Genomic DNA, 21,758 nt, shown 5'->3' with positions numbered 1-21,758 from the left:
AGGCCCGACGCGCTCCAGGCAGACCACGGCTGCGACCACGACAAGTACCGGATCTGCACGAAACGGGCGCCGAGTGCGTCGGCGGCAGCCCGGCCGCGCTCGGGATCACGCGCACCGATGCGGACGGTGAGTCTGGAACAGGGCCGCGCCAAAAGCCCCCTCTGCGTAGGTCGTCGCGAGCCTGGCCAGGGCCTTGCGGCTGCAGCCCATGGAGCGCAATCACGCCAGACCGGGACTGTCAGCCGGCGGGTGGGGTGGTGATCTCGGGTGCGGTCCAGTTGCTCAGGAGCTGGAGTGCCTGGGCGGTGTCGGAGCCGGGCTCCACGTTGTAGACGCATAGCGTCTGCTCGGTGTCTCCGGGGACCTGGAACGACTCGTAGGAGAAGTGGAGATCGCCGACGACCGGGTGGAAGTAGTGCTTGGCGCCATGGGTGCGGCGTAGGACCGTGTGGTCGTTCCACCACGTCGTGAACTCGGGGCAGAGCAGGGTGAGTTCTCCGACGAGGTCGGCGAGCTGGCGGTCGCCCGGGTAGCGGCCGGCCTCCAGCCGCAGGATGGCCACCGTCTCCGAGGCGATCTTGCCCCAGTCACCGACGCGTTCGCGGGCCTGCGGGTCCAGGAGGTAGTAGCGGGCGAGGTTACGCCGGGTGGCCGGCAGGGCGTCGAAGTCTGTGAGGACGACCCTGGCGAGGTGGTTGGAGGCCAGCACGTCCGTGCGTCTTCCGAGGATGAACGCCGGCACGTGGCTCAGCGTCTCCAGCATCAGATGCAGGCCGGGCCGGACCCGAGGGGACCGGGTGGGGGTGCGGCGTGCTGCGTGCGGGTCGGGCAGCAGCAGGTCGGCCAGGTGCTCGCGTTCGGACGGGTCGAGCTGGAGGGTCCGGGCCAGGGCCTCGACGACCTCGATGGAGGGGTTGCCCGCGCGTCCTTGTTCCAGGCGGGTGTAGTACTCGGTGCTGACCCCCGCCAGGCGGGCGACTTCGTCCCGGCGGAGGCCCGGGACACGGCGGACGCGCCCGTCGGAGGAAAGCCCGGCCTGGTCCGGGCTGATCGCCGCCCGGCGGGTGCGGAGGAAGTCGGCGATCTCCTTGCTGCGGTCCATGCTCCCAGTGTGGCGCCGCCGACACCGGTACGGCGGTTCCAGGGTGGCCCTGACAGTACCTGCCTGGTCAGGGCTTGAAATGGCCCCCTGGCAGGGGCGGTGGGCAGGTGTGCTGGACGTGTGCCCGGGAGGCTCGTCCGGCTCGGACGGCGCGACCGAGTCCGAGACGGACGAGCCGGATGGCTCAGGCGGCGACGGCCTGGGCCAGCTCGATGACGTTGCCGCTGTTGTCTTTGATCATCGCCAGTCGCTGGCCGATCGGGTCGACCACGAACGGTTCGGCGAAGACGGTGACCCCGCGCCCGCGCAGTTCCTCGACGCTCTTGTCCACGTCGGCCACGCGCAGGCACAGGTGGATGTATCCGCTGCGGCCGAGGTGGTCGCCGATGTCGTTCTGCTCGGCGGCCGGGCTGGGCTGCCCGTCTCCGATCAGCTCGATCTCGAACTCGCCCAGTCGGACGTAGGCGAACCGCATGCCGGGCGCCGCGGCGCCGAGTGTCCACTCCTTGACCAGCTCGAAGCCGAGCTTCTCGGTGTAGAAGGCGATCGACTCGTCGTAGTCGCCGACCCGCAGCGCGACGTGGTCGGCGTAGCGGAAGGCCAGCGCGCTGTCGCCGACGACGGTCGCTGCCTGCGTCGGGTCCTCGACGCGGTTGCCGCGGATGAGCCAGGTCGGTTCGCCGCCCTCGACGAGCGGGACGATGGTGTCGAAGAACTGCTGGAAGTACGGGCCCGCGGCGTGGGTGTTGAACGCCTCGAGGCTCTCGTAGCCCTCGTTGAGGTAGAACCGGTTCGGGATGTTCTCGTCGGCGATCAGCTCGAACCGCAGCGTCCCCGGCTCGTTGGCGTTGGACTCGCGCCCGTCAAGGTGCGAGGCCGCGATGAACTCGTCGACGCGACCGGGCTTTACGTCGAAGTAGACAGCGACGTGGTACATGGTTGCTCCAGATCAGTGGGAGGGGGAAGGGTGGGGTGTGGTCGGGCGCTCGCCCGGCGTGTGCGCCGCGCCGGGCGAACGCCCCGCTCAGTTGCCTGCGTCGTCGGGCAGGTCGGTGAGCCGACGCAGACCGAACGGCTCGGCCAGGATGGTTCCGAGCGCGTCGTTGATGCGCTTGAAGTGCGGCGTCGTGAAGTGGTACTGGAGTGCGGCCTCGTCAGCCCACTCCTCCAGGCAGACCATCGCGCCCGGGCGGTTCGGGTCCGACATCGGCCGGTAGCCGAGGCAGCCCTCTTCCGCCTCTGACGGCTCGATCATGGCGTTGAGCTCATCGCGCAGCTGGTCTTCGTATCCGGGCTTGGCCTGGAAGCTGGCGATCAGCATGAGTGTGGACATGTGGACATCACTGCTCCTGACTGGGGAGACCGGCGGGCTGGGGCGTGCGCCCGTCACACCGACGGGTCCTCGACGCGGTTGCCGCGGATGAGCCAGGTCGGTTCGCCGCCCTCGACGAGCGGGACGATGGTGTCGAAGAACTGCTTGAAGTACGGGCCCGCGGCGTGGGTGTTGAACGCCTCGAGGCTCTCGTAGCCCTCGTTGAGGTAGAACCGGTTCGGGATGTTCTCGTCGGCGATCAATTCGAACCGCAGCGTCCCCGGCTCGTTGGCGTTGGACTCGCGCCCGTCCAGGTGCGAGGCTGCTATGAACTCGTCGACGCGACCGGGCTTGACATCGAAGTAGACAGCAATGTGATAAATCGCGAACACTCCTCAATGATTCTGGGAAGACGGATTCAAATACCGCGATCGGGATTCATGCGGCTTTCCGCCTTGCGCCCTTTCGCCGGTACCAATTCCAACAGGTGCCGAGAGCCCACGGACCGCCTTACCAGGCCCCCTGGTAACTAGTACTCGGAGGACTACCTTGGCTCACCAAATGCGTTTGACCAGCGAAAACAAGGCGTAGGAGGTCGGGCGTCATCAACGAACGTGTCACCAGCTAGTCCCTGTTTCGCGTCGGGTGGCTGAGCCGGTCTGGGGGTGCGGTCGGTTGCTTGTCGTAGGTGGGCATGGCTGGGGCAGGTTCACAAGGCGGGTGAATGCGCTGGTCAGCTCGTTTCGCCAGGGCCAGGTGGCGGAGATCCGTAGGCGGAGGCGGCGGCCTCAGGTTATGCGGGCGGCGGTGTGCACAGGCCGGTAGCGGAGCTTCTTCGGCTCGGTGCTGGCCAACTCGCCGTCCAGGAGCAGGGTTTGAGTCCAGGCCGGCAGGTCTGCGGAAGCGGCCGATGCCGGTGGTCTTGCCGCTGTTAGCCGGGCGCCCGGGTGCGGACGCTCTCAGCTCGGCGACTTCCGCGCCCTCGCGCTGGGTGCCGTCCTGTTCGAGTGCGGGATGCCAGACCTGCTCGGGCAGGGCTCGGATCGTGCGGCGGACCGGCTCGGTGACGGGATATCCGACGGAGAAGGAGGCGAGGATCCCGTGCGAGTAGACGGTGCGTATGTGGCGCAGGAAGGCTTTCGCTCCTCCGGCGCTGTCCGCGCGGATGAGGATCCGTGTGCCGTGGCGATGGGCGTCGGGGATCTGGGCGAGCGCCTGGTCGAGGACGGTGATGTGGTCGGCGGCGGTGTTGGCACCGGCGTTGCCGGGCCTGAGCACTCCGGCCGGGGCTTCGCCGGTGTTGTCCAGGAAGCACAGCAGCGGGTGGTAGTCGAGGCCGCGCTCGTAGGTCGCCGCTGCCTGCTCCTTCTCGGAGTGGGAGGTGACCAGGGTGGCGTCGAGGTCCAGGACAAGACCGGGCAGGTCGCGTCCGCCCGCGCGGGCTGCGGCTATCCCTGCCGTGGTCTCGGCGGCTCGCAGCCAGGCGACCTCCCGGGCGGTGGCTCCGGCCGAGTGCAGGCACGCGAGCGCAGCCGAATCGATGCCCGCCAGCAGGCGCCAGGCGGTCGGAGTGGAGGCGACAGGGCCAGGTCCGCTATCGCCTCGCCGCCGTCTGCGAGCATGATCGCGAGATCTACCGCGATCCGGCCGGGGTCGTGCCCGGTGGCCATCGGCCGACACGACGAGCTTGGGGCGCGACCGGGTGGGGTGCACGCAGAATCGGACACCGCCGTAAGCGAAACGCGCAGGCTGGTGCGCACCGAGGGACAGAGCAATGCCGTTGCAAACACAGGGAGTTGAGGGACCGTACAACCGACCCCCGGAACGCAACCTGAACCCGACCCGAAGTCGGCCCGAACTCAGACCGTCCCAGGTATCACAAGCCCCGACTCGTACGCCACGATCACCAGCTGTGCCCGGTCCCGCGCCCCCAACTTGCCCATGATCCGGCTGACATGGGTCTTCGCGGTCAGCGGGCTGAGTCCCAACGCGTCGGCGATCTCGGAGTTGTTGAGACCGCGCGCGACCAGCGCGAGCACCTGCCGTTCCCGTTCGGACAGCCCGCTCGGCCCGCCCACCGCGGATGTCGTCGCGGTGTTCGGCGCGCGCAGAAAGCGGGCGATCAGCCGCGAGGTGGGACCGGGCGAGAGGAGGGACTCCCCCGCGGCCACCGTCCGGATGGCGTCTAGGAGTTCGGCCGGCCTGATGTCCTTCACGAGGAAGCCGGACGCCCCGGCCCGCAGTGCCTCGACGATGTGCTCGTCGGTCTCGTACGTCGTCAGGACGAGCACCCTCACCCCCGCGAGATCCTCGTCGGCGGCGATGAGCCGGGTCGCCTCGATCCCGTCGAGGTCGGGCATGCGGATGTCCATCACGATGAGATCAGCCCGCGCCGACCGGGCCAGCGCCACGGCCTCCCGCCCGGTGCCCGCCTCGGCGACGACCTCCATGTCCCCGGCCGACGAGACGAGCATCGCGAAGGAGGCCCGTACGAGGTTCTGGTCGTCGGCCAGTAGTACGCGGATGGTCATCGAACCTCGTCCTCCCGGGACAGCGGCAGTGTGGCGGTCACCTCGAAGCCCTCGGCGGGCCCCGGACCGGCGTCCAGTGTGCCGCCCACGCTACGGGCCCGCTCCCGCATTCCGACGAGCCCGAACCCCGACGTGCCGTCGGACGGGCCCACCTCGCCGCCCGAGGCGGCGTCTCCGCCCGTCCCGTCGTCCCTGACACTCACCCGCAGTGCGCCGTCCGCGGTCCACAGACCCACCCGCACGGTGAGGTCCTCGCGACCACCGTGCCGTACGGCGTTGGTGAGCGCCTCCTGCACGATCCGGTACGCGGCGGCGCCCACGGAGGGCGGTATGCCGTCCGCGCGGACGGACAGTTCGACCTTGGCCCCGGCCACCCGGCCGGTCTCCACGAGACCGGCCAGTCCGTCGATCCCGGGCAGCGGCCCCCGCATGTCCTCGGCCCCGGAAACAGAACCGGACAAGGAACCGGCCCCCGCTCCCGGATCCGCCCCCACTCCCACGACCGTGTCATGCGCCCGCAGCACCTCCAGCGTCGTACGCAGTTCCCCCCGGGCGGTCCGGCAGGTCCCCGCGATGTCGTCCAGTGCCTGGGCGACGGCCTTGCGGTCGAGGCGCTCGGGGTCGGCCGTGAGGACATGGGCCGCCACGGACGTCTGCACGCCGATGAGCGTGATGCTGTGGGCGAGCAGGTCGTGCAGGTCACGGGCGATCCGCAGCCGTTCCTCGGCGACGCGGCGCCTGGCCTCCTCCTCCCGGGTGCGTTCGGCCCGTTCGGCCCGCTCGACGATGGAGGCGACGTACAAGCGGTAGTAGCGGACGGCGATACCGATGAACAGGACCGCGATGATCCAGCCGGAGATCTCCAGGGACTCCAGCGCCCCCTCCGGGTTGGTGAGGCCGTTGCTGATCAGTGTCGGGCCGAGGACGGCGACACCGGTGAGCAGCGTGCGGCGTACGGCGCCGGTCGCCGCGACGGTGTAGAGCGCCAGGACGGTCGCGGGGACGGGCAGGGCGGGGTTGTAGTCGAGGGCGTAGTACGGAGCCATGCAGGCCACCACCCCGAGCAGGGCCGCCAACGGACTGCGCCGCCGCCATACGAGGGGCACGTGCCCGGCGAGCAGCAGCGTCCAGCTGAGATGGTCGGGCCGGATCCCTTCGCCTCCCATCAGTGCGATGGCTGCGGCGAGCACGGCGACGCCCAGCGCGAGGACCGCGTCGTTGCGGGTGCGGTGCGGTGCGGTCAGCGGTTCGCGGTGGATGGCGGACATGATGCGCTCGACGCGACGGGACCGGTCGCGTACCCCTGTGGTCGTTCCCCGTTCTTCCACGGCTCCATCTTCCGGTACTCGTGCGGGAACCCGGGCGCCCCTCCGGAAGGAGAGGCGCCCGGGCGGGCCCGCCGGATCGAGGTGCTCGATCGAGGCGTTCGATCGAGGCGTTCGATCGACGTGCTCAGGGTGCGCCGACGGTTTCCGGCTGCCGTGGCGGCTCGGTCGGTTCGGCCGGCACGGGCTCCCGTGAGAGCACGCCCGGCCACCACACCTTCCGGCCCAGGGCGACGCTGGCACTGGTCACCAGGTACGTCCGTACGAGGAAGGTGTCGAGCAGGACGCCGACGGCGATCACGAAGCCGAGCTGGACCAGCTGCACCAGGCCCATGTTCGTCAGCACGGTGAAGGTCGCGGCGAGGACGAGTCCGGCGGAGGCGATGACGCCGCCGGTGGTGCGCAGTGCGGTGAGTGCCGCCGTGGCCGGTTCCGCTCCCGCCAGGGACTCCTCCCTCATCCGGTGCATGAGGAAGATGCCGTAGTCGACGCCGAGGGCGACCAGGAACACGAAGGACAGCAGTCCGAGCCCGGGATCGGTGCCCTTGAGGCCGAGGAGCGGTTCGAAGACCAGTCCGCCGATCCCGAGGGAGGCGCCCCACACCGCGACGACCGCGACCACCAGGAGCAGCGGTGCGACCAGACTCCGCAGCAGCCCGATCAGGATGAGCATCACGGAGACGAGGACGAGCGGTACGACGATCTTCGTGTCCCGGGCGTTGGTGTCCTCCAGGTCGATCTGCTGGGCGCTGTCCCCGCCGACGTAGGAGCCCTTCAGTTCGTCCCGCAGGGACTTGATGGTGGCGGTCTCCCCCGCCGACTGGGGTGCGCTCTTCGCGAAGACGGAGATCTCGGTCCAGCCGTCTCCGGTACGACCCTTCTCCGCGCTGCCGACGCCCCGTGTGCCGCGGACGGTCGCGAGGGTCTCGTCGGCGCGCTCCTGCGGGGTGATCACGTCGATGGGCTGGCTGCCCTGCCCGGGATAGGACTTGGCAAGGGTCTCCATCGCGACGACGGACTCCGGCTTGTTGACGAAGGAGTCCTCCTGCTTGAGCGGTCCCGGCAGGCCGAGTGAGCCGAGGGCGAGGGCGCCGAGCAGTACGGCACCGCTCGCGAGTACGGTCAGCGGCCTGCGTCCGGCAGAGCTGCCCATCGCCGAGAACAGGCTCCGCCGCTGCTTGGGCGTACTCCCGAAGGCGGGCACCAGCGGCCAGAACACCCGCCGTCCGACCAGTACGAGGATGGCGGGGAGCAGGGTCAGCATCGCGATCAGCGCACACAGCACACCGACGGTGCCGAGCGGGCCCATGCCCCGGCTGCTGTTGAGGTCGGCGGCGAGCAGGCACAGCAGTCCGGCGGCGACGGTGCCGGAGGAGGCGAGCACTGCGGGACCGCAGCCGCGCAGGGCGGCGACCATGGCCTCGTACGGTCGCTCGATGCGCCGCAGCTCCTCCCGGTAGCGCGAGACGAGCAGCAGCGCGTAGTCCGTGCCCGCCCCGAACACGAGGATCGTCATCACACCCGAACTCTGCCCCGAGACGGTCGTGCCGAAGGCCTGGTTGAGGCCGTAGGCGACGCCCATCGACATGTAGTCGGCGATCCCGGCGACGACGAGGGGCACGAGCCACAGCACGGGGCTGCGGTAGATCAGGATCAGCAGTACGGCGACGACGGCGACGGTGGTGTAGAGCAGCGGTCCGCCGAGCGAGTCGTAGACCGCGCCGGAGTCGGTGGCCAGCGCGCCGGTGCCGCCCACATCGACGCTCAACCCGTCTTCGTCCTGGGCGACTTCGCGGACGTCGTTGACGAGTTTGTCCCGCTGCTCCTCGTTCGCCCCGGGCTCGTTGCTGGCGACCGGGTACATCAGGGTCGTGCCGTCCTTGGACGCAATCCCCTGGGGAGCGCCGCCGATCAGCTCGTGCTGCCGGGTGATCTCCGCGACCTGCCCGGCCGCGGTCTCGCGGTCGGCGGCGCTGAGCCCGCCGTCCCGGTGGTAGACGAGCACCATCTCCGTGGTCTCGCCCCCGGGCAACTTCTCCTGGATCTGCGCCACTTGCGTCGAGTCCGCGCTCGCCGGCAGGTAGTCGGTGACCTTGTCGTGCTGCACGTCGGCGAGCTTCGCCGCGAACGGCCCGACGAGCGCGATCACGGCGATCCACAGCCCGAGCACCGCCCATGGAACGGCTCGCCCGCGCCCCGGCCCCAGCCTCGTCGTAGCGGTTTTCTCTCCGGCCCTCATTGACCGAACTCCCTCCGGGTGACATCTGCTTCGGTCCCCAGACTTCCGGTGAGAACCACGGCTTTCGTCGGGCGGGAGGGCGAGGTGACGCGTACTGCCGGGGGCGACAGCGGGTGCGGATTACTCCCTGGGGAGTAGTCGGCGGCCGGCGCGCCGCCCCGGAAGGGGCGCGGGGCTGTTTCGATCTGCGGCTACCGACCGGCTCCTTCGCCAATGCGCTGCACCGGTTGCGGCCGCGCGGCACCGGCCACGATCCCGGCCGGTGGCGGTCGCCTTGGCGGTGATGTTCGCCGACGGTGGCGAGGCAACAGCCGACCTGGCCCTCCTGCGCGACCAGCGCGAGGTATACGGTCCGGTTGCCTCCACCCCCACCGCAAGGCCCGGGTTCCCGTCCAACACGGCATGGCACGGCTGGAGTCCTGGCAGATCTTCCCCGTCCTCACCGCGGAGGCGATACGGGCGCCTTCGGAGGGCGCTTGTCGTCGGCCGGATTCGAGTGCGTCCGACGGCGACGGCGGTGATCAGTACTCCGCGCGCCAGGGCCACACCCGTGCCGGTCCGTGTCAACGGTGCGATCTCTGTGTCCTGTTCGTCGTCGTAGGTGCTCGGCTGCGGGAACGCGGTGGTGTGGGGGCAGTTCAGGCGGGGCGTACGAGGCCGGTGTCGTAGGCGAAGATCACGGCCTGGACGCGGTCGCGGGCGTCGATCTTGGTGAAGATGCGGCTGAGGTGGGACTTGACGGTGGACTCGGCGAGGTGGAGGCGGTCGGCGATCTCGCTGTTGGTCCAGCCGGAGGCGACTGCGGTGAGGACCTCGCGTTCCCGCTCGGTCAGGTCGGCGAGGCGGCTCTGCCGCTGTGGGGATCGGCCGGGGAGACGGTCACTGAAGACGTCGATGAGCTTGCGCGTCAGGCCCGGGGAGATGACGGCATCCCCGGAGGCCACCGCACGGATGCCTGCCACGAGTTCCTCGGGTTGCGCGTCCTTGAGCAAGAACCCGCTGGCGCCGGCGCGGAGGGCTTCATAGGCGTATTCGTCGAGGTCGAAGGTGGTCAGGACGAGGATGCGGGAGCGACCGCCGGACTCCACGATACGGCGCGTGGCCTCGATGCCGTCCATGCCGGGCATGCGGACGTCCATCAGTACGACGTCGGGGCGCAGTTCGGCGGTCATCCGGACTGCCTCGCCGCCGCTCGCGGCCTCTCCGACGACGGTCATGTCGGGGTGCTGCTCCATGAGCATGCTGAAGCCCATGCGCTGCAGGGCCTGGTCGTCGACGATGAGGACGGTGGTCATGCGGGATTCTTCTCCGGGGAGTCGGCGGGCGGGCTGGGACGCAGGAGGGCTTGGACGGTCCAGCCGCCCTCGGTATTGCGGCCGGCGGTGACGTTGCCCTGGTAGAGGGCGGCGCGTTCGCGCATGCCGAGCAGGCCCCGGCCGCCGCCAGTGGATGGGCGGCCTGTTCCCGAGGCGTGGGAGGGGCCGGTGTCTTCGACGGTGATGTGCACCTCGTCGGGAGCGGCGCTGAGGGATACCTGGATCGAGGTGCCGGCGGCGGCGTATTTGACGGCGTTGGTGAGGGCTTCCTGGATGATGCGGTAGACGGAGAGCTGGAGGCCCGGGGCCAGGCCGGTGAGGTCCCCTCGGGTGTCCAGGGCGACCGTGGGACCGGCGCTGCGGATCCGTTCCAGGAGGGGGGCGAGGTCTGCGAGGCTGGGCTGAGGGGCCAGCGGGGCGCCGGCCGTACGGTTCCCCTGCTTGTCGTCCTCGCCGTCGTCGCTGATGACGGCGAGCAGGCGGCGTAGTTCGGCCAGGGCGTCGCGGCCGCCAGCACCGATGAGGCGCAGGGTCCGGGCGCCCCGCTCGGGTTGGGCCTCGGTGAGTCCGGCGGCGCCGTCGGCGAGGCCGACGATGACGGCGAGGGTGTGGCCGAGGATGTCGTGCATCTCGCGGGAGACACGGGCACGTTCCTGTGCGGTGGCCAGACGGGCCTGCTGGTCCCGTTCCCTTTTCAGCACGTCGATGTAGGCGTGGGCCAGGCGGACAAGGAGGCCCAGCGTGGCGAAGGAGGCCATGGCCGCCATCGCCATCAGGGTGATGACGTCGGGGCGTGTGGCGTAGGCCAGTTGGCCGCCGCGCGAGAAGAAGTAGGCCCAGGCGGCGAGTTGCACGGTGGTGATGCCGATGGCTGCGGCCACCTGGCGTGGGGTGCAGAACCGGCCGACGTTGAACAGGGCGACGACCCGGGCGCATTCGGCACCGGTCAGGACGCCGAAGGGGATGGCCGCGATGGAGACGGCGGTGGTGAGGGCGAAGACGAGCATGGGTCGGCGTTCGCGCCACAGCAGAGGGATGGCGAAGGCGAGGATGAGCGGCAGCTTGGGATCGCCGACGTTGTAGGGGTTGAGGAAGGTGTCGGCGCCGGCCAGGGTGCACAGGACCGGGACACCCCACCGTCGGATCCGGGGATGGGCTCGGTCGGCGCGCCGCCAGGCGGCCAGCCGGGCGACGACCGACACGATCACGCTCTGTTCGGGGTCGCCGGTCAGGCTCGCCAGAAGGCGGTTTTCCTCGGGGCGGGGGGCGGGAGAGGGGGCGCTCGGCGGGGTCACGGTGCACCCTTCGTGGTCTTGGGGCCGTTCGCCGGTCCGGGGGGAACAGACCGGCGAACGGGTTAGCGGCTACCGCCTTCCGGGGGCGCCGGTGAAGGACGGTCGGACGGCAGTTGTAGCTGCGGCCGGACGGCAGTTGCAGCTGCGGCCGGTCGGCGTCAGTTGTTCTCGGTGGGCTTCCTCCGCCGCCTCCTCGTGCCCGGTGCATGGTCGTCGGTCGGGTCGGGGGAGGTGGCGTCGCTGCCGCGTGTGAAACGCTGCTTGAGCTGGGACAGTCCTCGTATCTTGCCCTGGGTCCGCGGTTGACGCGGCGGCGTCCGGGTCTCCCCCGGCGTTTCGCCGTACGTCTGACGGTTCGGGCTACCGGGCAGCCTGCGAGCCCGCCCGCGGTGATGCCGGGGTACCGGCGACCCGGAGGATGCCGCGCCCGGGCCGCGGGAGCCGGAGTCGAGGCTGGACGGGGCGCTGCTGTGTTCCATGCCGCTGTGTTCCATGCCACCGTGCGTCGTGGCGGCCACGCCGGCCAGGACGGGCTCGGGCGCGGTGCTCGCCTGCTCGGCGGCCAGCGCGTGGCGCAGGCTCTCGCCCTCGACGTCCACGTTCGGCATGACCCGGTCGAGCCAGCCGGGCAGAGCCCAGGCATGGCGGCCGAGGAGGGCCATGACGGCGGGCACGATGGTCATGCGGACGACGAAGGCGTCGAAGAGCACCGCGGAGGCGAGCCCGAGGCCGATGGACTTGATGAGCGCCGCGTCGTCGAGGAGGAAGCCGGAGAACACCGAGATCATGATGATCGCGGCGGCGGTCACGACGCGGGCGCTGTGCCTGAAGCCCTGGACGATCGCCTTCGTGGCGTCGGCCCCGTGGACGTACTCCTCGCGCATGCGGGTGACGAGGAAGACCTCGTAGTCCATGGCGAGTCCGAAGACGACGCCGATCAGCAGGATGGGCAGCATGCTGACGATGGGGCCGGTCTGGTCGATGCCGAAGAGATCCTTGAGCCAGCCCCACTGGAAGACCGCGACCAGCAGGCCGAGGGTGGCGACCACGCTGAGGAGGAAGCCGAGGGCTGCCTTGAGCGGGACCAGGATCGAGCGGAAGACGAGCAGCAGGAGGAGCAGGGCCATGCCGACGACGATGGCCAGGTAGGGAATGAGGGCCTGGGACAGCTTGGCGGAGACGTCGATGTTGACGGCGGTGAAGCCGGTGACCATCAAAGTGGCGCCGGTGTCCTCGTGCAGAGCGGCGCTCTGGCCGCGGATGGAGCCCACCAGGTCCTTGGTGGCCTGGCTTGTCGGGGCACTCTTCGGCATGGCGCCGATCAGAGCCACGTCGCCGGCCTTGTTGAAGGAGGCGTCGCTCATGCCGGCGACGTCGTCCAGCTCGCCCAGCAGCGTGGTGGCCTTCTTGGCCGCGGCCTTCGGGTCGTCACTGCCGCGCGCGTCCACGACCACCGTGAGCGGGCCGTTGAAGCCGGGCCCGAAGCCCTTGCTGAGAGTGTCGTACGCGATGCGCTGGGTGCTTCCCGGCGGCTTCATGCTGTCGTCGGGCAGGGCCAGGCGCAGCGACGTGGCGGGGAGCGCGAGCAGCCCGAGGCCGACGACCGAGACCGCGAGGACCTTGACCGGGTTGCGGGTGACGAACTTCGCCCAGCGCACGCCTCCCGCATCACCCTCGCCGCGTTCCAGGTCCTTCATACGGCGGGTCGACAGCCGGTTACTCGTGATCCGCTCGCCGGCGAAGCCGAGCAGGGCGGGCAGCAGCGTCAGCGCGATCACCACGGCGACGGCCACCGCGAACGCGGACGCCAGACCCATCGAGGTCAGCGAGTGGATGCCGATGACGCTCAGACCGCTCAGTGCGACGATCACGGTCAGGCCGGCGAAGACGACCGCCGAGCCCGCGGTGCCCAGGGCCCGTCCGATCGCGTCCTCCGGTTCGTGGCCGTCGCGGATCTCGTTGCGGTAGCGGGAGACGATGAACAGGGCGTAGTCGATGGCGACGGCCAGTCCCAGCATCAGAGCCAGGGTGGTTGCCTGCGAGGCCATGTCGAAGAACTGGGTGGCGACGGTGAGCGACAGAATGGCGATGCCCACGCCCACGATCGCGGTGAGCAGGGGCAGCCCGGCCGCGATGAGAGAGCCGAAGGTGATCACCAGGGCGACCGCGGCGACCGCGAGGCCGATCAGCTCGGCGAGCTGGCTGGAGGCGGTGTCCTTGACGGCATTCCCGCCCAGACTGACGGTCAGCCCCGCCTTCTCGCCCTGCGCGACAACCTCGGCCTGCACGTCGTGTGCGGCGGAGCCGACGTCGGCCTGGGCGACCTTGTAGGAGACCTGTGTATAGGCGATGGTGCCGGACCTGCTGAGGCCGTCGGTGAAGGGGTCGGAGACACTCGACACCTGCGGCGACTTGGTCAGCTTGGCCACCAGGGACTGGATCTCGGTCTTGTTGGCGGCCGAGGTCAACTTCTGTCCGGCTGGTGCCTCAAAGACGATCCGCGCGGTGGCGCCGTCGGCGGACGCCTGCGGGAACTCCTTCTGCAGCAGGTCGATCGCCTGCTGGGACTGGGTGCCAGGAAGGCTCAGGCCCTCGGACGTGGAGCCGGACGCGTTCATGGCGCCGATACCGACGGCGGCCAGGACGACGATCCACAACATCGCGAAGAGGCGTCGTCGCCGGAACGCCAGCCGGCCGAGCCGGTACAGGAAGGTGGCCACGGATTACTCCCACCAGGAGAAGAGGTCATTGCGTGAGCTGGGGCCTGACGGACCCGTGATCTCACGCTAGGAGCGGATACGGGCCCGCTGTGCCCCCTGCGGTTCCCATTCCGGCGCGGCCCTTTAGTACTACGGGACTAACGCCTGTCATCCTCGGGGCCCCGTGAACTGCGATGCGCCCCGGCCGGGGAGGGGCATTGCCCGGCAGGGTGAGCCAGCCGACGTTCACCACCCGCGCCATGAACTCCCGCCCGTTGGTGTTCCCTCATCCTCCTCACGTATGGATCTCTGCCTGCGTGGCCACGGTGACGATGTCGCGGTTCTCCAGGACGTGGTGGGAGTGGCCGTGGCGGGCGAGGTGCAGTGCGACTTGGCCGAGCTGCTCGGTGCTGGTCATGAGAACGGGCGCGAGCCGTAGCAGGCACAGCAGCGGAGCGAGCGGGGTGACGAGGGTGTTGGCCCATCGGTAGGCCGTGGTCTTCGACCGTTGCTGGTGGGAGGGTCGGACGAATCCGGGGCGCAGTGCGTACCCGTTGGGGAAGGTGGCGATGACCGCGTTCTCGGTGCGGCCCTTTACTCTGGCCCAGCGGCTGCGGCCCTGCTCGGTGCTGTCGGTGCCGCCGCCGGAGACGTAGACGAACGTCATCTCCGGGTTGACGGCGGCGAGGGTGCGTGCCGCGGCCATGGTGTAGTCGTGGGTGATGCGTTCGTAGTCCTGCGGGCTCAGGCCGGCGGAGGAGACGCCGAGGCCCCAGAGGCAGGCATCCGCTCCGTTCAACTCCTCGGTGATCGCGGTGAAGTCGAGGAAGTCGCGGTGCAGGACCTGCCGTAGTTTCGGGTGCGTCAGGCTCAACGGCGTCCGTCCGACGTTGATGACCTCGGTGACGTCGTCGGCCCGCAGGCTCTCCTGGAGGAAACCGTCGCCGATGAGGCCGCTCCCGCCGAAGACCACTACTTTCATGCTGTGATGCTCCTTTCCTGTCGACGGCACCGAAGCTGTGTCGATCGCCGTCGTATCGAGGTGAACATGGCGATGCCGACGAGGAGTTCGGCGGTCATGATCGTGTAGACCGACGTGCGTTCGGCGACCGCCACTCCCGTGATGACTCCGGAGGAGGCGACGATCGCCGCCCAGACGAACATGACCAGCACACTGAGCGTCCCGGCGGCTCCCAGGGCGAGAAGTGCAGTGCCGAGGCGCCGGTGTGCCCGGCGCAGGCCAACGCCTGCGCCGATCGCGGCGAGGTTGCCTCCGAAGATCGCGAGCGCGGCGCCGGAGGTGTGCAGGGCGATGGTGCCGTCAGCGACCGCCTCTGGCGAGCCGGGGAAGGTGCCGACCAGCAGCAGGCCGGCCCCGGTGACGACGCCGAGGACGCGGACCCGGCGCGCCGGCCGCTCCGCCAGCAGCGGGGTGAGGAGGATCGCGGCGACGGCGAACACGACGCCGTGGGTGAGGAAGGCGGTGTTCATGACCGCGTGCCGCGGTGAGCAGACGGGATGTCCGGCGAGGTCGCCGCAGCTGGGTACGCCGAGGTCGCTGATCGCGTTGAAGCTGTAGCGGTAGGCGGGATGGCTCCAGGCCGCGGCGCTCACTCCTTCCGCAGTGAGGTACAGGAGCGGGTTGAGTATGAGCAGGAGGCTTCCGGCGAGAGCTCGAGCGCGGTGCGCGCCGATCTGAGCGGGCATGACGTCCTGTCGACGGGGTCGTGGGCTGACGGGGTGCGGAACGGGCCGGGCCTGTGAGGATCAGAGGCCGGCGGGCACGGAGACGCCGGTGAGCTTCTCGGCTTCGGCCCACAGCCGGGCCGCGACCTGCTTGTCAGCCGCCGTACGCGGCAGCTTCGCCACGACGGGCGGGCCGACCATGGACCAGCGGGGCCCGTAGTAGGCGGCCTGCTTCGCATCCGGGTCGGTGGCCGCGCGCAGCAGCGGCTGGGCGCCGCCGGTGGCGTCCTGCGAGGGCACGATGCGGCCGAGGATCTGCAGGAGCAGCGGCGGGCGGCCGCCCATGGTCGGGCCGTTGGCGGCGATGTTGGTGCGGGCGCTGCCCGGGTGTGCGCCGACGGACAGCAGCGGCCACCCGTTCTGCACCGCCAGGTCGGCCAGGTGTTGGCTCATCAGCAGGTCGGCGAGCTTGGACTGCGCGTAGGCGGGGATCGGCTTGTAGCCGCTGGTCGCGTTGAGGTCGTCGAAGTCGATGGTGCCGCGGGCGGCCTGGCCGCTGCTCATCGTCACCATGCGCGGTGCGGGTGACTTGAGCAGCAGCGGGAGCAGGCGGACGGTGAGGGCGAAGGGGCCCAGGAAGTTGCTGCCGAACTGCAGCTCGAAGCCGTCCTCGGTCTCGTGGCGTACCGGGGGCATCATCACGCCGGCGTTGTTCAGCAGCAGGTCCAACGGCCTGCCGTCGGCGATCACCCCGTCGGCGAAGGCGTGGACGGTCTCCAGGTCGGCCAGGTCGAGATGGCGTACCTCGACCTGCGCGCCGGGGTGGGCGGCGAGGATGTCGCGCCGGGCCTGCTCGCCCTTGGCGACGGTGCGCACCGCGATGATCACCGTGGCCCCCGCTGCGGCGAGGGCGGTGGCGGCGGCCTTGCCCGTGCCGCTGTTCGCGCCGGTGACGACGGCGAGCTTTCCGTGCTGGTCGGGGACTTGGTACATGACGCACTCCAATAAAGTACTGCCGGTATCTTGTCTCCGCTCCACGATAACGTACCTCCGGTCACTTAGCAAAGTACCGGCGGTATGTAATATGTGGACATGGCCTTTCAGCGAGCACGTACCGACGAGCAGCGCGCCCAGCGGCGCCAGCAGATCCTTGAGGCCGCAGCCGGGATGCTGACCGAGATGCCGGTCCAGCAGCTGAGCCTGAACGAGCTGAGCCGACGCGTCGGGCTGGCCAAGGCGAACGTGCTGCGCTACTTCGAGTCGCGGGAGGCCGTCCTTCTCGTTCTTCTGGACGCCGAGGTGAAGGACTGGATCGCCGCACTGGAGCGCACCGCACCGCCCGGCGAGGGCACGCCGCGTGAGCGCGGGGACCACCTCGCCGAGCTCCTGGCCGCCTCCATGGCCGAGCGGCCGGTGCTGTGCGACCTGTTCAGCGCGCAGGCCGCGGCGCTGGAGCACAACATCTCCGTCGAAGTCGCCGTCGGCCACAAGCTCGCCGCACGGCAGTCGATCGAGACGCTGGTACGACTCGTGCACCGGCACCTTCCGGAGCTCGGCATCGAGGGCTCGGTGGCTCTGGTGGAGACCACTCTCCTGATGGCGATGACGGCCTGGCCGTGCAGCCGCCCGTCAGAGGCGGTGCAGGCCGCCTACGCCTCCGACCCGCAACTGGCCGGCATGCGCATCGACTTCACCGACCTGGTACGCCGCACCGCGGCGGTGACCGCCTCCGGCCTCATCGCCCGCCAGGAAACGCCGACGTCCATCATCCCGAGCAACTGAGCACCCATCCACCGTTCGAGTACCCGACTCGGGCGGATTCGTCCACCGTCCCCGCGGAGTGCCGTGCGCCGCCCGAGTCAGCTGCAGGATTTGAATGGCCCGTTCCCCACGTCTGGCGGGCGCGGAGCGAGGCCGGTGACCACGTCGCCAGCCTCGGACTGTTGCATCAGCAGGGTCTTCCTCAGCAAGATCCTCTCCGACCGCACCTTCGACGCGCTGATCAAGCGCACCTCGGGCGGTCCGGCCCGACACGTGCAGGTCCTCGCCGATCCCTTCGGCCGGCTGCTGTGGGCCTCCGCCCCGGTGCTCGACCACCCGGATCACCTGCCTCGTCCAGGCCGTCCTCGCCCTGAATTTGGCCAGCAGACCCATCGAGGAGCACCATCCGCCTGCGTTGCCCTGCCGGGGAGTCAGTCTCGCGGTTCGTCGTTCGGTTGTGCGTTGCGGTGTTCGAGCACGGCCTCGTAGGAGCGGAGTCGATCCAACAAGTTTGACAAGAGCCTGCCGTCGGCGGCGACACTGACCGGATGATTGTCGTGCAGCGAGTCGTTACCTACTGGACCAAGCGGTCCAGGGGCGGCAGCGCGGCGGCCCGCCGAAACGCGGTACCCGAGGTGTTCCCGGTGCATGCGCCTGGTCCGGCCGGTCTGCTCGTCCACGAGGTCGACGCCCACGAGCGCGACGGTTTCACGGCCTCTCGTACCATCCGCACCTTGGACCGACTCGCCGACCTTTACACATCTCGGGCCGAGGAGCCCGGCGAGGGGCCGGTCCGCTCCGGGGCCGACATCAGCGCGGAGCTTCACTGGGGCGTCGCCGGTGTGACAGGGAAGACACGTGAGGCCATCGCGGCCTGTGATGCTGTCGCCCCAGTCACCCGCGGGGTGTTCCTGACGGAAGCCGAAGAGCGACTGCGCGTGGTGGTCTCGCCCCCGACCAGGCGGTCGCCGGCATACGGGCCCCGTCAACTATTCATACTCGAACCCGGGCAACGCGGACGCTCGCGGTTCAACGGACGCTTCACCCCGAGCGGCTGCAGTTGAAGTGGGTCGTCAACGTCGCGTATCTCAGCGGGACACCGGCACCCAACCTGTTCACCCAGGGCGAGCCGACCTATGTCGTCGACAACCTGGTCCGGCTCTTCTGACCTTTGCCTGTCAGCTCGGGCAAATGAGCCGCCCAGACGTGATCGCGCACCCACCGGCGCGGACGCCTGCGGACAGTGATCGGCCTGCCTGCGGAGCGGCTGCCATCCGGAAGCGCGTCACGGACGGGCTGGGGCAGTTCCTCCGTGAAGGCGTGCAGGTCCATCACGGAGATGCCGTTGCATGGCCCGGCTGTATCCGGCCCACCGCTTGGAGCGCATTGGCATCGGTGGTCGGACGCAGCGCTACCTCCCGACGCACGGCTTCCCGCCCGGCCACAACGCCATGATGGTCGCGACCGACGACAGCCACCGACGAGCAAACCGGAACCGAGTGCAAGGCTCTGTCCGCAGTTCCGTCAAGGTGAGTGGTCAAGCCGCCGATCAGTTCGGCCGACGGCAGGACGGTGAGCTCCGGCCAGCCATCCCTGCCGAACATCCGCTCCGCCTACCCCGATCACCGCCAGAGCCTGACCGGTGGGGCATGGCTCTCTTGAGCGTTTTCACCCGGTTCACCTGGGAGGTAGGCATCGACGTCCTCCCGCGTACGTGCGGTAGCGGGACGCCTCAGCGGTCACTCGTCGTTCACCCAGCGCATGAGCCGCTGCAGCGGGTAGAAGCCGTCGTGGGAGAGGCCCGGTGGCATGCCGCCCGCCCCGCCGAGGGACACCACGCGCTGGACGCCGGCGCAGGCGAGAGCGTCGCGCAGCCCCGCCTTGCGGGCGTCGGGGTACACCCCGACCGTCTGCGTGGCGACCCCGGCGTGCGCGAGGGCGTCGGTCAGCGTGGGAACCGGGACGACGTTGACGATCTTTCCGTCGGGGTGGAAGTCCACCGGTTCCGGGGAGCGGATGACCAGACCGGCGCCGTCGTAACCGCCCCACACCCGGTAGTCGGGCGTGAGGGAGCGCAGCACGTCGATCTCCTCGCGGAGTTCCGAGGCGACGCGCGGGCCGCCCGCAGAGCTGAACTCCCTTGCCATGCCGAGGCGTTCGCACAGCAGGGCGGCATAGCGGTCGGCGTCCTCGGGTGATCCCTCGACGAACTGGAAGCGGCTGGCCACGCAGGCCTGCTGGTTGAAGAAGGTGGCGTCGGCGGCTCCCGCCTCCGCGGCCTCGGCCAGGCTCTCGGGGGTCGCGAAGGCTTCTCGGCCGATCAGCGAGATGGAGGTCTTCGGGTCGAAGGAGACCAGCTCGAAGCCCGGTCCGACATAGCGCAGCGCCCCACGGATCGTGCCCTCGCCGCCCCAGGCGACCAGCTTGTCGAAGAACTGGGGGCGGAACAGCACGCTCTCCACCGCCTCGTCGCCGCCGCGCCAGTAGGCGGCGGAGAACGAGCGCACCACGGGGTGGCCGGAGGCGACGGAGGTCATCGTGCGCAGGATCGCGGTCGCCGTGAACAGGTCGTTCGAGGGCAGCTTCAGCAGGTTGACACCCTTGGTGAGGGCGCCGCGCACCACGGACATCGCGGCGACACCGGGGGCGTTGCCGGCGATGACGTGCACCAGACGTGGCGGGTAGGCGCGGGTGGCCGCGATCCTGCCCTCGGGCAGGCGCACCTCGCGCCAGCCGTCGAGCACGTCGGCGCCGCCGAGTTCGTGGTCGATCTGGGCGTGCAGGGCGGTGCGTCGGAAGCTGCGCCACAGCACGGCGTAGGCGCGTTCGAGGACCTCGGCGGGGAGAGGGCTGACGGCTGTCATCCGCTCCAGCGCTTCGGCGAGGAGGCCGTCCCGGTCCGCCTTGAGGGCGTCGCCGGTCGCCACGAGCAGGTCGACGATCTCGGCGGTGGGTGTCTGGAAGGCGGGCCCCGGTTCGGTGCGGGGCCATACGAGGCGGTCCAGGTCGAGGGCCGGTGCGGTGAAGGCCGCTCCGGGGCGGCCGTGGGCGACGTGCGGGCCTTCGTCGACCTCGCCGCGGATGACGTGGACCACGGCCACCGGGGCCGGCGCGGTGCTGTCGAGGGTCGTGCCGCTCATCCGTGGATCATCCCTCGCACATAGGAGTCGAGTGTCGCCGCGCAGGTGATCTTGTCGTCGCCGCCGAGGTCGCCGTAGCGCTGGATGTCCGGCAGGACGGCGGGTCCCGGCCGGCCGCAGTCGCAGGGCGAGAAGTCGACGAGGACCCGGTCGCCGCTGATCAGTCCGCCCCAGCGGCCTTCCAGGGAGACGTCCAGGAAGGCGAACCGGCCTTCCACGACGCCTTGTTCGGGGCTGAGCAGGGTTTCGCCCTGCTGGTCGAGGACCAGCGGGATCACCCACGGTGGCACGTGGTAGTGGCCCTTCTCGCAGGCGAGGCAGGAGCCCTGGAGTTCCGTCATGCCGTAGCTGCGCACCCGCCGCACGCCGTCGTAGAAGGCGGCGAACTGCTGCTGGTAGTCCTCGGGCAGGGCGCGGCCCTTGTTGCCGCCGCCGCTGAGCACCAGCGTGTCCGGGTGGAGGCCGCCGTCCGGGACGCCGCGGGCGCGCAGGGCCTGGATCAGGGCGAACTGTTGGTTGTTCATGCCGGCGATGAGCAGCGGTTCGTCGCGGTGGGCGGCTATGTCGTCGACGATCGCGCTCACGGCCGCGTCCAGCTCCGCCTCGCGGGCCTCGGAGGCGGTCTCGTGGGAGCTGATCTCCTTCGGGGTGGCGGTGCCCTCGGCGATCCTGCGGCGCAGCAGGGCGCTGCTCATCAGGTCCGACACCCGCAGTGGGTCGTCGGTGAGCAGTCGGGTCTCGCCGGGGCGGGCGAAGATCTCGGCGTGCCAGCGGAAGCCGTCGATGGAGCGCATCGGGCCGCTCGCGGGGGCGAGCAGGTATCCGCGGCGGGTGGGCTTCGGCGGGAGGGGGTCGGGCCAGCAGGTGAGGTGCTCCAGGATGTCGTGCAGGAAACTCAGGTCGCCGGCCGCGCAGTTGAGGAAGGAGACCTTTCCGGAGGTGCCGCTGGTGATGTACGGGCGGTGGCCGGCGGCCGTGATGCGGTCGGTCCACTCGTCGATGTCGCGCACGCCGTCGACGTCGACGTCCCCGGGTTCGACCGTGGAGACGGTCGTGTACCAGCGCAGCAGCCGGTCCCAGCGGCCGGCGGTGATGAGGGAGACGGGGTACGACTTGTAGCTGGTGTGCGAGAAGAGCAGGGGGACGAGGTCGTCGAGGGCCGTGACCTCGCGGACGCCGGTCTCCTCCGCGCGGGTGCGCAGCAGCGGGATGCGTTCGCGGTGGGCGGTGAAGGCCTCCCGCGCGGCTTCGAGCTGCAACTCCCGTAGTTCTTCGGTTGGTTGGTCGAAGGTGTCGCCGGACAGGACCAGGGATCGGATCTGCGCGCGTGCGCCGGACACAGCACCCACCTC

General features: G+C 70.0%; 16 protein-coding genes and 2 pseudogenes. 2 read left to right on the top strand and 16 right to left on the bottom strand.

Annotated elements, in window-relative coordinates:
• Positions 1–238 precede the first annotated feature (238 nt).
• From ABZ490_RS47140 to ABZ490_RS47105, 8 genes and pseudogenes are all read right to left on the bottom strand, one after another.
• Positions 239–1,102, bottom strand: a complete 864-nt coding sequence (locus ABZ490_RS47140; protein WP_359005370.1) for a helix-turn-helix transcriptional regulator — start codon at positions 1,100–1,102, stop codon at positions 239–241.
• 184 nt (positions 1,103–1,286) lie between these two features.
• Positions 1,287–2,039 carry a VOC family protein gene (locus ABZ490_RS47135; RefSeq protein WP_359005367.1) on the bottom strand — a complete coding sequence of 251 codons (753 nt, stop codon included), beginning with the start codon at positions 2,037–2,039 and terminating at the stop codon, positions 1,287–1,289.
• Positions 2,040–2,126: 87 nt separating this feature from the next.
• Positions 2,127–2,423 (bottom strand): putative quinol monooxygenase, encoded by a 297-nt coding sequence (locus ABZ490_RS47130; RefSeq protein ID WP_359005364.1) that lies wholly within the window; start codon positions 2,421–2,423, stop codon positions 2,127–2,129.
• A gap of 65 nt (positions 2,424–2,488) precedes the next feature.
• Positions 2,489–2,806 (bottom strand): putative quinol monooxygenase, encoded by a 318-nt coding sequence (locus ABZ490_RS47125; protein ID WP_359005361.1) that lies wholly within the window; start codon positions 2,804–2,806, stop codon positions 2,489–2,491.
• A 303-nt stretch (positions 2,807–3,109) separates the two neighbouring features.
• Positions 3,110–4,078 (bottom strand): annotated as a pseudogene (locus tag ABZ490_RS47120) (transposase); the annotation flags it as partial.
• 195 nt (positions 4,079–4,273) lie between these two features.
• Entirely contained in the window at positions 4,274–4,945 is a 672-nt protein-coding gene (locus ABZ490_RS47115) for a response regulator transcription factor (RefSeq protein ID WP_359005359.1), read from the bottom strand.
• Entirely contained in the window at positions 4,942–6,213 is a 1,272-nt protein-coding gene (locus ABZ490_RS47110) for a histidine kinase (protein ID WP_359005356.1), read from the bottom strand. Before ABZ490_RS47110 ends, ABZ490_RS47115 begins: the two co-directional genes overlap by 4 nt.
• 184 nt (positions 6,214–6,397) lie before the next feature.
• Complete coding sequence (locus ABZ490_RS47105; RefSeq protein ID WP_359005353.1) at positions 6,398–8,509, bottom strand: MMPL family transporter; 2,112 nt, start codon at positions 8,507–8,509, stop codon at positions 6,398–6,400.
• A 203-nt stretch (positions 8,510–8,712) separates the two neighbouring features.
• Here ABZ490_RS47105 and ABZ490_RS47100 point away from each other — a divergent pair.
• Positions 8,713–8,879, top strand: a pseudogene (locus ABZ490_RS47100) (IS1380 family transposase); the annotation flags it as partial.
• A 268-nt stretch (positions 8,880–9,147) separates the two neighbouring features.
• Here the strand turns inward: ABZ490_RS47100 and ABZ490_RS47095 are convergent.
• The 6 genes from ABZ490_RS47095 to ABZ490_RS47070 form a co-directional block, all read right to left on the bottom strand.
• Positions 9,148–9,804, bottom strand: coding sequence for a response regulator transcription factor (locus tag ABZ490_RS47095; RefSeq protein ID WP_359005350.1), 657 nt, complete (start codon positions 9,802–9,804; stop codon positions 9,148–9,150).
• The gene (locus ABZ490_RS47090) at positions 9,801–11,120 is read right to left on the bottom strand and encodes a histidine kinase (protein ID WP_359005347.1); all 1,320 of its coding nucleotides are present in this window, start codon (positions 11,118–11,120) and stop codon (positions 9,801–9,803) included. Before ABZ490_RS47090 ends, ABZ490_RS47095 begins: the two co-directional genes overlap by 4 nt.
• 158 nt (positions 11,121–11,278) lie before the next feature.
• Positions 11,279–13,840 carry an MMPL family transporter gene (locus ABZ490_RS47085; RefSeq protein WP_359005344.1) on the bottom strand — a complete coding sequence of 854 codons (2,562 nt, stop codon included), beginning with the start codon at positions 13,838–13,840 and terminating at the stop codon, positions 11,279–11,281.
• A gap of 274 nt (positions 13,841–14,114) precedes the next feature.
• Positions 14,115–14,801 (bottom strand): epimerase, encoded by a 687-nt coding sequence (locus ABZ490_RS47080; RefSeq protein ID WP_359005342.1) that lies wholly within the window; start codon positions 14,799–14,801, stop codon positions 14,115–14,117.
• A complete protein-coding gene (locus tag ABZ490_RS47075; protein WP_359005339.1) occupies positions 14,798–15,526 on the bottom strand; it encodes a DUF998 domain-containing protein in 729 nt (242 codons plus the stop codon). The genes ABZ490_RS47080 and ABZ490_RS47075 overlap by 4 nt, the downstream gene beginning before the upstream one ends.
• A 60-nt stretch (positions 15,527–15,586) precedes the next feature.
• On the bottom strand, positions 15,587–16,498 hold the full coding sequence (locus ABZ490_RS47070; protein ID WP_359005337.1) for an SDR family oxidoreductase: 912 nt from the start codon (positions 16,496–16,498) through the stop codon (positions 15,587–15,589).
• Between the two features lie 99 nt (positions 16,499–16,597).
• Here ABZ490_RS47070 and ABZ490_RS47065 point away from each other — a divergent pair, with 99 nt between their 5' ends.
• Positions 16,598–17,287, top strand: a complete 690-nt coding sequence (locus ABZ490_RS47065) for a TetR family transcriptional regulator (RefSeq protein WP_359005334.1) — start codon at positions 16,598–16,600, stop codon at positions 17,285–17,287.
• Positions 17,288–19,005: 1,718 nt separating this feature from the next.
• Here the strand turns inward: ABZ490_RS47065 and ABZ490_RS47060 are convergent.
• Both ABZ490_RS47060 and ABZ490_RS47055 read right to left on the bottom strand, forming a co-directional pair.
• Positions 19,006–20,406: an acyl-CoA reductase gene (locus ABZ490_RS47060; protein ID WP_359005331.1), complete on the bottom strand. Its 1,401-nt coding sequence runs from the start codon at positions 20,404–20,406 to the stop codon at positions 19,006–19,008.
• Positions 20,403–21,746 carry a hypothetical protein gene (locus tag ABZ490_RS47055; protein ID WP_359005328.1) on the bottom strand — a complete coding sequence of 448 codons (1,344 nt, stop codon included), beginning with the start codon at positions 21,744–21,746 and terminating at the stop codon, positions 20,403–20,405. Before ABZ490_RS47055 ends, ABZ490_RS47060 begins: the two co-directional genes overlap by 4 nt.
• Between the last annotated feature and the right edge of the window lie 12 nt (positions 21,747–21,758).

The organism is Streptomyces sp. NPDC005811 (assembly GCF_040630405.1).
Lineage (GTDB): Bacteria > Actinomycetota > Actinomycetes > Streptomycetales > Streptomycetaceae > Streptomyces.
This window is presented reverse-complemented; position numbering and strand designations above follow the sequence as displayed.

Coding starts and splice junctions, on each gene's coding strand:
- ABZ490_RS47140 (WP_359005370.1), bottom strand. CDS start 1,102: ATGGACCGCAGCAAGGAGATCGCCGACTTCCTCCGCACCCGCCGGGCG.
- ABZ490_RS47135 (WP_359005367.1), bottom strand. CDS start 2,039: ATGTACCACGTCGCTGTCTACTTCGACGTAAAGCCCGGTCGCGTCGAC.
- ABZ490_RS47130 (WP_359005364.1), bottom strand. CDS start 2,423: ATGCTGATCGCCAGCTTCCAGGCCAAGCCCGGATACGAAGACCAGCTG.
- ABZ490_RS47115 (WP_359005359.1), bottom strand. CDS start 4,945: ATGACCATCCGCGTACTACTGGCCGACGACCAGAACCTCGTACGGGCC.
- ABZ490_RS47110 (WP_359005356.1), bottom strand. CDS start 6,213: ATGTCCGCCATCCACCGCGAACCGCTGACCGCACCGCACCGCACCCGC.
- ABZ490_RS47105 (WP_359005353.1), bottom strand. CDS start 8,509: ATGAGGGCCGGAGAGAAAACCGCTACGACGAGGCTGGGGCCGGGGCGC.
- ABZ490_RS47095 (WP_359005350.1), bottom strand. CDS start 9,804: ATGACCACCGTCCTCATCGTCGACGACCAGGCCCTGCAGCGCATGGGC.
- ABZ490_RS47080 (WP_359005342.1), bottom strand. CDS start 14,801: ATGAAAGTAGTGGTCTTCGGCGGGAGCGGCCTCATCGGCGACGGTTTC.
- ABZ490_RS47075 (WP_359005339.1), bottom strand. CDS start 15,526: ATGCCCGCTCAGATCGGCGCGCACCGCGCTCGAGCTCTCGCCGGAAGC.
- ABZ490_RS47070 (WP_359005337.1), bottom strand. CDS start 16,498: ATGTACCAAGTCCCCGACCAGCACGGAAAGCTCGCCGTCGTCACCGGC.
- ABZ490_RS47065 (WP_359005334.1), top strand. CDS start 16,598: ATGGCCTTTCAGCGAGCACGTACCGACGAGCAGCGCGCCCAGCGGCGC.
- ABZ490_RS47060 (WP_359005331.1), bottom strand. CDS start 20,406: ATGAGCGGCACGACCCTCGACAGCACCGCGCCGGCCCCGGTGGCCGTG.